Consider the following 12573-nt stretch of genomic DNA (forward strand, 5'->3'; position numbering starts at 1 on the left):
TCGGGTCCGGTGTCATCGGGCCGGCTCCCGGGACCGCTCCTGCAGCGGTTCCCGGGGCGGGTCCCCGGCGGCCGGCTGTCCGACCACCGCCGAGAGCGTCGGCCCGCGACGCACAACTGTCAACAGTTGTCATTCCACTCTGTGGCACCGCTGCCATTGCTACGGTCCGCCCATGGCGGCAGCACGGCGCGCGAGCGCCGACGGGGGCACGGGGTCGGCGTCCGAGCGGATCCACAAGGGGCGCACGACGATCGCGGCCCTCGCCGAGCGCGAGCTGCGGGAGATGGTCCTCGGCGGCCGGTTCGAGGCCGGTGAGCGCCTCAACGAGGTAGCCCTCGCCGACTCCCTCGGCATCAGCCGGGGCCCGCTGCGCGAGGCCGTCTCGCGGCTCGCCGCCGAGGGGCTGCTCACGGTCGTGACCCACAAGGGTGCCTACGTCCGCACCGTGTCGCCGAGCGACCTGCGGGACCTCTACGAGCTGCGGATCGCGGTCGAGACCTACGCCGTGCGGCTCGGCGTCGAGCGCGCGAGCGACGAGCAGCTCGCCGGCCTGGACGCCGACCTGGCCCGCACCAGGGCCATCCTCGAGCGCCGTTCCGACGAGCCCTACCCCGCCGACCTCGACTTCCACGCCCGCGTCGTCTCCCTGGCCCGGAACGAGGCGCTGCTGACGCAGGTGCGCGAGACCCATGCCCGGCTCCACCTCGCCCGCGCCCGGTCGGCGCACGACCCCCGGCGCGCCCGCGCTGCCTACGACGAGCACGCGGCGGTCGTCGCGCGGGTCCTGGCCCGGGACGCCGCCGGCGCCGCGGAGCTGATGGAGAGCCATCTCCGGGCCGCGCTCGAGAACGCCGCGCAGCGGCTCCAGGCGCCCGCCCCCTGACGACGCGGGGAACGCGGAAGGCCCCGCACAGAGTCCTGTGCGGGGCCTTCCATCCCGGCGTGGCAGGTGAAGGATTCGAACCTTCGAAGGCAAAGCCGACGGATTTACAGTCCGCTCCCATTGGCCGCTCGGGCAACCTGCCGGGATGTCGCGCCGCGGGCGATTGGCCCATGGTGACGACGAGGCGAAACAATAGCGCAGCACCAACGCCAGGAAAAAACGTCACCGGGAGGGACAGATGGCCGACTCGTCGTTCGACATCGTCAGCAAGATCGACCGCCAGGAGGTGGACAACGCGCTGGGCCAGACCGCGCGCGAGATCGCGACCCGGTTCGACTTCAAGGGGACCGGCGCGAGCATCGAGTGGCAGGGCGAGCAGGTCATCGAGATCAGCGCGTCCGCCGACGACCGGGCCAGCGCCGTGCTCGACGTGTTCAAGGGCAAGCTCGTCAAGCGCGACGTCTCGTTGAAGGTCCTCGACGCCTCCGAGCCGCGCCCGTCGGGGCAGGTCTCGAAGATCACCGTGACCCTCAAGGAGGGCATCTCCTCCGAGGACGCCAAGAAGATCTCCAAGCTCATCCGCGACGAGGGCCCCAAGGGCGTCAAGGCGCAGATCCAGGGCGACGAGCTGCGGGTGTCGTCGAAGAAGCGCGACGACCTGCAGGCGATCATCGCGCTGGTCAAGCAGCAGGACTACGACTTCGCGGTGCAGTTCACCAACTACCGCTGACCGGTACGCCGGAGGGTGGACGCCCGCCCGAGCCGGGTGCACGGCTCGGGCGGACGCCCGGTCTGGGTCAGCCCGCGACCGGTTCGACGGACGGACGGGCGGAGGGGCGGGAGCTGGTCACGGCGGTCGCACCCTCGGCGGCGACCAGCCAGACGGCCGACCCCGCCTCGAGCCGGAGCGCACGGGCGTGGGTCCGGGTCATCACGACGGTGACCGGCACGTCCTGGTCCGGCACGGAGACCGTGACCCGGACCTCGAACCCCACCCGCAGCGCGCGGGTGACGGTGCCCTGCGTGGCAGCGGGTGCGGGCGAGGTGGTGACCTCGATGTCGTGCGGCCGCAGCCGGAGGTCGCCGAGCGTGGTGACCTCGCCGAGGAAGCCCATGACGAAGTCGTTGGCCGGCTCGTCGTAGAGCTGGTCGGGGCTGCCGACCTGCTCGACGCGACCCTCGTTGACCACGACGATCTCGTCGGCGACCTCGAGCGCCTCCTCCTGGTCGTGGGTCACGAACACCGTCGTCACGTGGACCTCGTCGTGGAGGCGGCGCAGCCAGTCGCGCAGCTCCTTGCGCACCTTGGCGTCGAGCGCGCCGAACGGCTCGTCGAGCAGCAGCACGCTGGGCTCGATCGCGAGCGCCCGCGCCAGCGCCATGCGTTGCCGCTGCCCACCCGAGAGCTGGGACGGCAGGCGGTCGGCGAACGCGTCGAGGTGGACCAGCTGGAGCAGCTCGTCGACCTTGGCCCGGATCTCGGCCTTCGGCTTCTTGCGGATCTCCAGGCCGAAGGCGACGTTGCGCGCGACCGAGAGGTGCTTGAACGCCGCGTAGTGCTGGAAGACGAAGCCCACGTTCCGCTTCTGCACGGGCAGCCGGGTGGCCTCGACGCCCTCGATCACGACCGACCCGGAGTCGGCGGTCTCGAGGCCCGCGATGATGCGCAGCAGCGTGGTCTTGCCGCCGCCGCTCGGGCCGAGGAGAGCCGTGAGCTGGCCGGTGGGCAGGGAGAGGTTGATGTCCTGCAGGGCGACGAAGTCGCCGTAGCGCTTGTTGACGCCTGACACGTCGATGCTCATGACTGCCTTTCGAACGCACGGTGACGGGTCCCGCGTGCGCGCAGCACGAAGACCACGAGGATGGCGAGGACGGAGACGCTGGCGAGGAGGAACGCCACGGCGTAGGCCCCCTCCTGGTCGAAGTTGAGGTACCTCTCCTCGACCGCCAGGGTCGCGGTCCTGGTCTCGCCCAGGACGTTGCCCGAGACGACCTTGACCGCGCCGAACTCGCCCAGGGAGCGGGCCAGCGTCAGCACGACGCCGTAGATGACCGCCCACTTGATGCTCGGCAGGGTGATCCGCCAGAAGGTCTGCCAGCCGCTCGCGCCCAGGCTCTGCGCGGCCTGCTCCTGCTCGGTGCCGAGCTCGTGCAGCACGGGCACGACCTCGCGGATGACCAGGGGCAGGGACACGAACGCGGTGGCCAGGACGATGCCCGGTGTCGCGAAGACGACCTGCAGCCCCCAGTCCTCGACCGTCGGGCCGAACCAGCCGTTGCGGCCGCCGTACACCAGCATCAGCGCGAGGCCGACGACGATCGGCGAGACCGACAGCGGCAGGTCGATCAGCGCGCTCAGCACCCGCTTGCCGGGGAACTGCTTGCGCACCAGCAGCATCGAGATGGTGACGCCGAAGACGGTGTTGATCACCGTCGCGACGACGGCGGCGATCGCCGAGAGCCGCAGCGCGGCGACCATGTCGGGGTCGGCGAAGACGTCGGTGAGCGCCTGGGTGCCGTTCGCGAACGTGTTCGTCCCCACCAGCACGACCGGCCAGGCGACCAGCAGCACCAGGTAGGCGATGACGAAGACCCGCAGGAGGTACGTCGCCGGGCCGGCGGCGGCGCGTCGTGTCTCAGCCACGGCGGGCCACCCGTCGCTGGAGCACGTCGAGCGCGACGATCACGAGCAGCGAGATCACCAGCAGCACCGCCGCGATAGACGTCGCGGCCGCCTGGTTGTCGTTCTCGATCGCGCTGAGGATGCGCACCGAGGTGACCTCGGACTCGAAGGGCAGGTTGCCCGACAGCAGCACCAGCGAGCCGTACTCCCCCACCGCGCGAGCGAAGGACAGAGCCGCGCCCGCCGCGATCGCCGGCGCGAGGCTCGGCAGCACGACCCGGCGGAAGATCGTGGCGCGGCTCGCGCCGAGCGAGGCCGCGGCCTCCTCCACCTCCAGGTCGAGCTCCTCGAGCACCGGCTGCACCATGCGGACGACGAACGGCAGCGTCACGAAGAGGAACGCCAGGTAGATCGACCACTCGGTGTTCGCCAGGTGGAGCCCGAGCGGGCTGTCGTTGCCGTAGAGCGAGAGCAGGACCAGGCCCGCGACGATCGTGGGCAGCGCGAACGGGATGTCGATGACCAGCTCGAGGAGCCCCTTGCCGGGGAACCTGTCGCGGACCAGCACCCACGCGATGGCGGTGCCGGTGACGATGTTCGCGAGCGTGACGACCGCGGCCGCCGTGACGGTCAGCCGGATGGCCGCCGCCGTCTGGTCGTTGGTGATGCTCCGCCAGAACTCCGCCCAGCCGCCCGAGGACGCCGTCACCATCACGGCGGCGAGGGGGATGAGCACGAGCAGGCTGAACCAGAGCATGGAGACGCCGAGACCGATCCCGGACGCCATGGTGAGGTTGTGGCCGACCAGGCTCGGCCGGGAGCGTCCCGGCCGAGCCTCGAGCGCGACAGTCATGGCACCCTGTCCTGTCGTCCCGCGGTCGCCGCTACGAGCTGGCCTTGCCGGACTTCGCGATGGCCTCGGTGACGATCCCGAGCGGGTTGCCGTCCTCGCCGTCGCCGAACAGCTTGTCCGCCACGCCGCTCCAGTCACCGCCGCCGAAGTTCCCGTCCAGCGTCAGCAGGTTGGGGACCGCGGGGAACGGGTCCTCGGGGTTCGGGGCGCCCTCGATGTCGGCCGGCTCGAGACCGACGGCCGCCCAGTCGACGGTGCCGGGCTCGGCGGTGTTGACCGGCCGGAAGCCGGTGAGCGCGAACTGGCGCTGGCCGTCCTCGGACAGCACGAAGTCCAGCCAGTCCTGGGCGACCGGGGCCGCCTCCTCCAGCACGGCGCCGGGGTTCTCGATGAGCATGGTCGTCTCGGGGATGACGTACTCGAAGCCCTCGCCGTTCTGCGCGGCCAGGATCGCCTCGTTCTCGTAGGCCAGCAGCACGTCGCCGTTGCCCTGCAGGAAGCTGGTCGTGGCGTCGCGACCGGAGTTGGTCAGCGAGACGACGTTCGCGAAGAGCTTGTCGACGAACGCGGTCGCCTCCTCCTCCGAGCCGCCGTTCTCGGTGACGTGCCCCCAGGCGGCCAGCGCGTTCCAGCGCGCGGCGCCCGACGAGGCCGGGTTGGCCGTGACGATGCCGACACCGGGCTTCACCAGGTCGTCCCAGCCCTGGATGTCCAGCGGGTTGCCCTCGCGGACGCCGAGCACGACGACCGACGTGGAGACGATGCCCTTGGTCTCGTTCTGGTTCCAGGCCGGGTCGACGAGGTCGGCCTCGACGAGGCGGTCGACGTCGGTCGCGACGGAGAAGTGGACGTAGTCGGCGTCCAGGCCGCCCTCGACCGCGCGGCTCTGGTCGCCCGAGGGGCCGTACGACGTCTTGAACTCGACGCCGTCACCGGCCTCGGTCTTGCCGAACTCCTCGGCGATGGCCTTGTTCGCCGCCTCCGGGACCGCGAAGCCGACGATGCTGATGGTGTTGCTGTCCGACGCCCCGTCGGCGTCTCCACCGCAGGCAGCCAGTCCCAAGGCCAGCACCCCCGCGGCGACACCTGCCGCGGCAACCTTGATCTTCATGTCGTCCCGACTTTCTTCCGGCCCGGCGAATCCGGGTCTGTTGCTTATGTCGAGGACTCTAGGGCACTTAACTCAGAAACATCGGTTAGGTCCGCTGTGTCGCGACTCACTGGTCTGGTCCGGGTCCACGACCGGAGACGACTTCGGATGCGCTCGTGCGGTCTCTATCGTGGAGAGGTCGCGGCGTCACACCCAGAACTGGAACGTGTTCCAGTTCTGTTCGTTGAGCCCTACGATCGACTCCATCAATGGACGAGCGTCGTCCGAAATACACGCAAGGAAGTGGGCGCGAGGTGTCCAGCCAGGTACAGAAGCAGGTCAAGCAGCTCGACCGGGTGATCATCCGGTTCGCCGGCGACTCCGGTGACGGCATGCAGCTGACCGGGGACCGGTTCACCCAGGAGTCGGCGGTCTTCGGCAACGACCTGGTGACCCTGCCGAACTTCCCCGCCGAGATCCGCGCCCCTCAGGGCACGCTGCCCGGCGTCTCGTCGTTCCAGGTGCACTTCGCCGACCACGACATCCTCACCGCGGGCGACGCCCCGGACGTGCTGGTGGCGATGAACCCGGCAGCGCTCAAGGCGAACCTGCCCGACCTGCCGCGCGGCGCGTCGATCATCGTCGACACCCACGACTTCAGCGCGCGCAACCTCACCAAGGCGGGGTACGACGCGAACCCGCTGGACCTGCTCGGGGACGCCAACGACCCGCTGGGCGACTTCGCGGTGCACCCGGTCGACCTGACCGGGATGACGGTCGCGGCGGTCAAGGAGTTCGGGCTGTCGCGCAAGGACGCGGCGCGGGCCAAGAACATGTTCGCGCTCGGCCTGCTGTCGTGGATGTACGGCCGCCCGACCGAGTCGACGATCGCGTTCCTCACCAAGCGGTTCGCGAAGGTCCCGGCGATCCGGGACGCCAACATCACGGCGTTCAAGGCCGGCTGGAACTTCGGCGAGACCACGGAGACCTTCGCGGTCTCCTACGAGATCAAGCCGGCGCCGGTCTCGGCCGGCACCTACCGCAACATCTCCGGCAACCTCGCGCTGGCCTACGGCCTGGTCGCGGCCGGCGTGCAGTCGGGCCTGCCGGTCTTCCTGGGGTCCTACCCGATCACCCCGGCCTCCGACATCCTCCACGAGCTCAGCAAGCACAAGGCGTTCGGCGTGACCACGCTGCAGGCCGAGGACGAGATCGCCGGCGTCGGCGCCGCGATCGGCGCCTCCTTCGCCGGCCACCTCGGCGTGACCACCACCTCTGGACCCGGCATCGCGCTGAAGTCCGAGGCGATCGGCCTGGCGATCATGACCGAGCTCCCGCTCGTCGTGGTCGACGTCCAGCGCGGCGGTCCCTCGACCGGCCTGCCCACCAAGACCGAGCAGGCCGACCTGCTGCAGGCGATGTTCGGCCGCAACGGCGAGGCGCCGATGCCGATCGTCGCGCCGCAGTCCCCGGGCGACTGCTTCGACGCCGCCCTCGAGGCGGCCCGGATCGCGGTCACCTACCGCACGCCGGTGATGCTGCTCTCCGACGGCTACCTCGCCAACGGCTCCGAGCCGTGGCGCATCCCCGAGATCACCGACCTGCCGGTCATCGAGCCGAACTTCGCCACCGAGCGCAACCACGTGGTCAAGCCGGCCGCGACCGCCGAGGACGGCACGGTCACCGAGGAGGAGCGCGACTTCTGGCCCTACCTCCGCGACGAGGAGACCCTGGCCCGTCCCTGGGCGGTGCCCGGCACCCCCGGCCTCGAGCACCGCATCGGCGGGCTGGAGAAGGGCGAGGGCCACGGCAACATCTCCTACGACCCGGCCAACCACGACTTCATGGTCCGCACCCGCCAGGCGAAGGTCGACCGGATCGCGGAGTCGCTGCCGCCGCTTACCGTCGACGACCCCTCGGGCCGCGCGAAGGTGCTCGTGCTCGGCTGGGGCTCGACCTACGGCCCGATCGGCGCCGGCGTACGCCGGGTCCGCAAGGCCGGGTACGACGTCGCGCAGGTCCACCTGCGCCACCTCAACCCCTTCCCGAAGGACCTCGGGGAGATCCTGAAGCGCTACGACAAGGTGCTCGTCCCCGAGATGAACCTCGGGCAGCTCTCGATGCTGCTGCGCGCGAAGTACCTCGTCGACGCCATCGGCTACAACCACGTCCGGGGCCTGCCCCTGAAGGCGGCCGAGCTGGCCGAGGCCATCGGCAACCTCGTCGCCGAGGCCGAGGGGATCACCGTCGACCTGTCCACCACGAACGACCCCCACACTGCGGAGGAGATCTCCCGATGACCGCCCTCTCGTCCGGCACCGAGCTGCCCTTCCCGGGCCTGCGCTCGGGCGTGGAGCTGGTGCCGACCAACGACCAGCCCCAGACCGGCAAGGAGTACACCTCCGACCAGGAGGTCCGCTGGTGCCCCGGCTGCGGTGACTACGCCGTGCTCAAGGCCGTCCAGGGCTTCCTGCCCGACCTCGGGCTGCGCCGCGAGAACATCGTCTTCGTCTCCGGCATCGGCTGCTCCAGCCGCTTCCCGTACTACCTCGACACCTACGGCATGCACTCGATCCACGGCCGTGCGCCGTCGATCGCCACCGGCATCGCCACCGCCCGCGAGGACCTCTCGGTCTGGGTCGTCACCGGCGACGGCGACGCGCTCTCGATCGGCGGCAACCACCTGATCCACGCGCTGCGCCGCAACGTCAACATGACGATCCTGCTGTTCAACAACCGGATCTACGGCCTGACCAAGGGCCAGTACTCCCCCACCTCGGAGCCCGGCAAGGTCACCAAGTCCACCCCGATGGGCTCGGTCGACCACCCGTTCAACCCGGTCTCGCTCGCGCTGGGCGCAGAGGCGTCCTTCGTCGCCCGCACCATCGACTCCGACCGCAAGCACCTCACCTCGGTGCTCTCCGCGGCCGCCGCCCACCGCGGCACGTCGCTGGTCGAGATCTACCAGAACTGCCCGATCTTCAACGACGGCGCGTTCGACGCGATCAAGGGCCAGGGCGAGTTCAAGGACGGCAAGGCCGACGCGATCATCCCGCTCGTCCACGGCGAGCAGATCCGCTTCGGCGCCCCGGACGAGGACGGCCGCGGCTCCAAGGTCGTCGTCCGCGACCACGTCACCGGTGGGGTCAAGGTGGCCCTCGCCGCCGACGTCGAGGACTCCGCGGTCCTCGTCCACGACGCCCACGCGACCGACCCGTCCACGGCGTTCGCGATCAGCCGGCTCACCGCGGCCGACTACCTCCACCAGGCGCCGATCGGCATCTTCCGCGCCGTCGAGCGGCCGACGTACGACGACCAGGCCCGCGCCCAGGTCGCCACTGCCCGGGAGGACGCGCCCGGCGAACCGACCGACAAGCTGGCCGCCCTCATCGGGTCCGGCGACACCTGGACGGTCGTCTGAGCGCCACCCGCGCGTCGAGCACAGCGACGCACGAAGCACGAAGGGTCCCCGCCCGAGAGCGGGGACCCTTCGTGCTGTTCCGGGGGCTGGTGGGCCGGCCCGGCGTCCGTGTCAGAGCTTGACGATGCACAGGCTCCGCGAGAACGAGGTCTTGTACTTGGCGCTCGAGGGAGCCTTGACCTTGTAGCAGACCTTCTGGCTGCCGCGGCCCGGCCCGACGACGCGGACGCGGAACTTGCTCTTGGCGTCGGTCTTGAAGGTCGAGTAGGTCGTCCACTTCTTCGAGCCGCCCGGCCTCTTCATCATGACGAGCTTGGACGTCGGGTAGGACCCGGTCACCACCTCGCCCACGATGAAGAACTTGTTGGGCTTGGGCTCCTTGCCCTGGACGCTGATCTCGCGCTTGACCTTGTCGGCGGCGGTCGCCGGGGCCGCGAGGGCCAGGGGCGTCGCGGCGGTGACGACCAGCGCGATCAGGGTGGCGACGAGACGGTTCATGCGCATGTGGTGGCTCTCCTCCAGGAGGGTCGGTGACGTGACCACCCATCTGCCCCCGCCGCCCGGTGGGCAAACCCTCCGGTCCTATCCTCCTCGGGTGTCGAACGCGCGCCGAGGTCTCCTGCTCGGCCTGGCGGCCTACACGGTCTGGGGCGGCTTCCCGCTCTACTTCCCCCTGCTCGAGCCGGCGGGGGCCGTCGAGGTGCTCGCCCACCGGATCCTGTGGTCCGCGGTCACCATGGGCGTGCTGGTCCTCGTGCTCGGCCGGGTCCCGCACGTGCGGGACCTGCTGCGCTCGCCGCGGACCATGCTGCTGCTGACCGTCGCGGCCCTGAGCGTCACCGTCAACTGGGGCACCTACATCTGGGGCGTCACCAACGACCGGGTCGTCGAGGCCTCGCTGGGCTACTTCGTCAACCCGTTGGTGACCGTCCTGCTCGGGGTCTTCGTCCTCGGCGAGCGGCTGCGTCCGGCGCAGTGGGGCGCGGTCGGCGTCGCGGCGGCGGCGGTCGCCGTGCTGACCGTCGACTACGGCCACCCGCCGTACGTCGCTCTCGTCCTGGCCCTCTCCTTCGCCGCCTACGGCCTGGCCAAGAAGACCGCCGACGTCGGGGCGGTCGAGAGCCTCGCGGTGGAGACCGCCGTCGTCGCCCCGCTGGCCCTGGCGTACGTCGCCGTGCTGGTCGCCACGGGCGCGTCGGGCTTCGGGCAGCACGGCACCGGGCACGCGCTGCTGCTGATGAGCAGCGGCATCGTCACCGCCGTCCCGCTGATCGCGTTCGGGGCCGCCGCGACGCGGGTCCCGCTGGTGACCCTGGGGCTGATGCAGTACCTCACGCCGGTGATCCAGTTCGCGCTCGGCGTGACGGTCTTCGACGAGGCGATGCCGCCCGCGCGCTGGGCCGGCTTCGCGCTGGTCTGGCTGGCGCTGGTGATCTTCACCGTCGAGGCCAACAACCACCGGCGCCGCCAGCTGCGCCTGCTCGCGACGACCAGCACCGCCGCCTGAGCCCGCCCGGCGAGCGCGGTCCCCACGCGTTCACCTCCTCGTCACCGGCCGCTCCCCGCGACCTCCCCGTCGCCTCACCGCCCGTCCCTAGCCTCCGCGCCATGACGACCCTCCCCCGCGCCCCGCGCACCCAGCTGCCCCTGCTGACCCCCCGCGGTCCGCACGGCTCGCGCAGCCACCTGACCTGCCAGTTCCGGTGCGGCAACGCCTGCGACCAGCCGGTCCCGAACACCAGTGGCAACGGCCACGTCCGCGACGAGATCAGCAAGGCCGTCGCCCGGCGCTCGGTGCTGCAGGGTGCGGCCGTCGGGACCGGCGCGCTCGTCCTGGGCGGTCTCGCCGCCACCCCGGCCGCGGCGGAGCCGACCACGGCCCGGGCCGGCGTGGCCCGCGCCGCCGTCTCCGGCGACCTCGGCCGCACGGCGTTCCGTGCCGTCCCGCCGAACCGGCGCGACGCGCTGGTGACCCCCGAGGGCTTCCGCAGCGACGTCGTCGCCCGGTGGGGCGACCCGGTCGAGAAGGGCGCCCCTCGCTTCGACGTCCGCCGGCAGACCCCGGACTCGGCGGCCCAGCAGTTCGGCTACAACTGCGACTACGTCGGCGTGCTGCCGATCAGCGGCTCGCGCGCGCTCCTGGTGGTCAACCACGAGTACACCGACCCCAACCTGATGTTCCCCGCCGACGTCTACGACGAGGACACCCAGAAGCGGATCGAGATCCTCAGCCACGGCATGTCCGTGCTGGAGATCGTGCGCGGCCGCACGCCCGGCTCCTGGCTCCGCGCCGACCACACCCGCGCCCGGCACAACCGCCGGATCAGCGCCCGCACCGCCTTCACGATGACCGGCCCGGCCGCCGGCGACGCCCGCCTGCGGACCACCGCGGACCCCGCGGGCCGCACGGTCATGGGCACCCTCAACAACTGCGCCGGTGGCACGACGCCCTGGGGCACGGTGCTCTCGGGCGAGGAGAACTTCAACCAGTACTTCGACGCCTCCGGCGACCTCGACCCCCGCTACGCCGACTCCTACAAGCGCATCGGCGTCACGGGTGCGGGCCGCGGCTGGTCCTCGGTCGACCCGCGCTTCGACCTCACCACCGAGCCGCACGAGCCGTTCCGCTTCGGCTGGGTCGTCGAGCTCGACCCGAGCGACCCCCGCTCGACCCCGCGCAAGCACACGATGCTCGGCCGGTTCAAGCACGAGGGCGCCAACGTCGCGATCGCCAAGGACGGCCGCGCGGTGGCGTACATGGGTGACGACGAGCGCGGCGACTACCTCTACAAGTTCGTCTCCCGCGACAAGATGAAGAAGGGCGAGGGCGCCGCCGCCCGCCGGCACAACATGACGCTGCTGACGCACGGCACGCTGTACGTCGCCAAGCTCGTCGGCGACGGCACCGAGGACGGCTACGACGGCACCGGCGAGTGGATCCGCCTCACGAGTGACACGACGTCCTACGTCGAGGGGATGAGCGTCGCCGACGTCCTCATCGACACCCGCCTCGCCGCCGACAAGGTCGGCCCGACCCGGATGGACCGCCCCGAGGACGTCGAGCCGAACCCGGTCAACGGCAAGGTGTACGTCGCCCTGACCAACAACTCCAACCGCGGCTCCGCCACGTTGCCGGTCGACGAGGCCAACCCGGTCGGCTCCTCGATGACGCGTCCCTCGCTGGGCGCGCCGCTGGAGCAGAAGTCCGGCAACCGCAACGGCTACGTGCTCGAGGTGACCCCCGCCCGGGGCGACCACGCCACGACGACCTTCACCTGGGACCTGATGCTCGTCTGCGGCGACCCGGCCGCGCAGGAGACCTACTTCGCCGGCTTCGACAAGTCGAAGGTCAGCCCGATCAGCTGCCCGGACAACGTCGCGTTCGACTCCGAAGGCAACCTCTGGATCTCCACCGACGGCAACGTCCTGGGCTCCAACGACGGCATCTTCCGCGTGCCGACGGCCGGTCCGGACCGCGGCAAGGTGGAGCAGTTCGTCACCGTGCCCCGTGGCGCGGAGGCCTGCGGGCCGCTGCTCGCCGACAAGGACCGCTCGCTGTTCGTCGCGGTCCAGCACCCCGGCGAGATCGACGGGGCCACCTTCGAGGCCCCGGCGAGCACCTGGCCGCACACCGACGACTTCCCGCGCCCCTCGATCGCGGTGGTCTACAAGCACGCCTGACGTCCCACCCGCGAGCGGGCCG

11 protein-coding genes and 1 tRNA gene are annotated in these 12573 nt (G+C 71.0%); 6 read left to right on the forward strand and 6 right to left on the reverse strand.

From position 1 onward, the window contains the following. Positions 1-172: 172 nt before the first annotated feature. Positions 173-883, forward strand: a complete 711-nt coding sequence (locus tag QWY28_RS02010) for a GntR family transcriptional regulator (protein ID WP_300950625.1) — start codon at positions 173-175, stop codon at positions 881-883. A gap of 60 nt (positions 884-943) precedes the next feature. Here QWY28_RS02010 and QWY28_RS02015 read toward each other — a convergent pair. Beyond that, positions 944-1025: transfer RNA gene (locus QWY28_RS02015), tRNA-Tyr, on the reverse strand. Positions 1026-1121: 96 nt separating this feature from the next. On the opposite strand from QWY28_RS02015, the gene QWY28_RS02020 reads away from it, so the two are divergent. Next, the gene (locus QWY28_RS02020) at positions 1122-1613 is read left to right on the forward strand and encodes a YajQ family cyclic di-GMP-binding protein (protein ID WP_300950626.1); all 492 of its coding nucleotides are present in this window, start codon (positions 1122-1124) and stop codon (positions 1611-1613) included. A gap of 67 nt (positions 1614-1680) precedes the next feature. Here the strand turns inward: QWY28_RS02020 and QWY28_RS02025 are convergent, their stop codons facing one another. The 4 genes from QWY28_RS02025 to QWY28_RS02040 are packed head-to-tail and all read right to left on the reverse strand — an operon-like array spanning position 1681 to position 5470. Then, complete coding sequence (locus QWY28_RS02025) at positions 1681-2685, reverse strand: sulfate/molybdate ABC transporter ATP-binding protein (RefSeq protein ID WP_300950627.1); 1005 nt, start codon at positions 2683-2685, stop codon at positions 1681-1683. Next, positions 2682-3527, reverse strand: a complete 846-nt coding sequence (locus QWY28_RS02030; RefSeq protein ID WP_300950628.1) for a sulfate ABC transporter permease — start codon at positions 3525-3527, stop codon at positions 2682-2684. The genes QWY28_RS02025 and QWY28_RS02030 overlap by 4 nt, the downstream gene beginning before the upstream one ends. After that, positions 3520-4359, reverse strand: coding sequence for a sulfate ABC transporter permease subunit CysT (gene cysT, locus QWY28_RS02035; protein WP_300950629.1), 840 nt, complete (start codon positions 4357-4359; stop codon positions 3520-3522). Before cysT ends, QWY28_RS02030 begins: the two co-directional genes overlap by 8 nt. Positions 4360-4390: 31 nt before the next feature. Beyond that, positions 4391-5470 (reverse strand): sulfate ABC transporter substrate-binding protein, encoded by a 1080-nt coding sequence (locus tag QWY28_RS02040; protein WP_300950630.1) that lies wholly within the window; start codon positions 5468-5470, stop codon positions 4391-4393. Positions 5471-5763: 293 nt separating this feature from the next. On the opposite strand from QWY28_RS02040, the gene QWY28_RS02045 reads away from it, so the two are divergent. Both QWY28_RS02045 and QWY28_RS02050 read left to right on the forward strand, forming a co-directional pair. Further along, positions 5764-7749: a 2-oxoacid:acceptor oxidoreductase subunit alpha gene (locus QWY28_RS02045; RefSeq protein ID WP_300950631.1), complete on the forward strand. Its 1986-nt coding sequence runs from the start codon at positions 5764-5766 to the stop codon at positions 7747-7749. Next, positions 7746-8870 (forward strand): 2-oxoacid:ferredoxin oxidoreductase subunit beta, encoded by a 1125-nt coding sequence (locus QWY28_RS02050; protein ID WP_300950632.1) that lies wholly within the window; start codon positions 7746-7748, stop codon positions 8868-8870. Before QWY28_RS02045 ends, QWY28_RS02050 begins: the two co-directional genes overlap by 4 nt. Positions 8871-8981: 111 nt before the next feature. On the opposite strand, the gene QWY28_RS02055 is transcribed toward QWY28_RS02050, so the two are convergent. Then, positions 8982-9374, reverse strand: a complete 393-nt coding sequence (locus QWY28_RS02055) for a hypothetical protein (protein ID WP_300950633.1) — start codon at positions 9372-9374, stop codon at positions 8982-8984. Positions 9375-9465: 91 nt separating this feature from the next. On the opposite strand from QWY28_RS02055, the gene rarD reads away from it, so the two are divergent. After that, entirely contained in the window at positions 9466-10377 is a 912-nt protein-coding gene (gene rarD / locus QWY28_RS02060) for an EamA family transporter RarD (protein ID WP_300950634.1), read from the forward strand. 101 nt (positions 10378-10478) lie between these two features. Then, entirely contained in the window at positions 10479-12551 is a 2073-nt protein-coding gene (locus QWY28_RS02065; RefSeq protein ID WP_300950635.1) for a PhoX family protein, read from the forward strand. Positions 12552-12573 lie beyond the last annotated feature (22 nt).

Origin of the sequence: Nocardioides oceani (genome assembly GCF_030412965.1) — a bacterium.
In the GTDB taxonomy this organism is placed as follows: domain Bacteria; phylum Actinomycetota; class Actinomycetes; order Propionibacteriales; family Nocardioidaceae; genus Nocardioides; species Nocardioides oceani.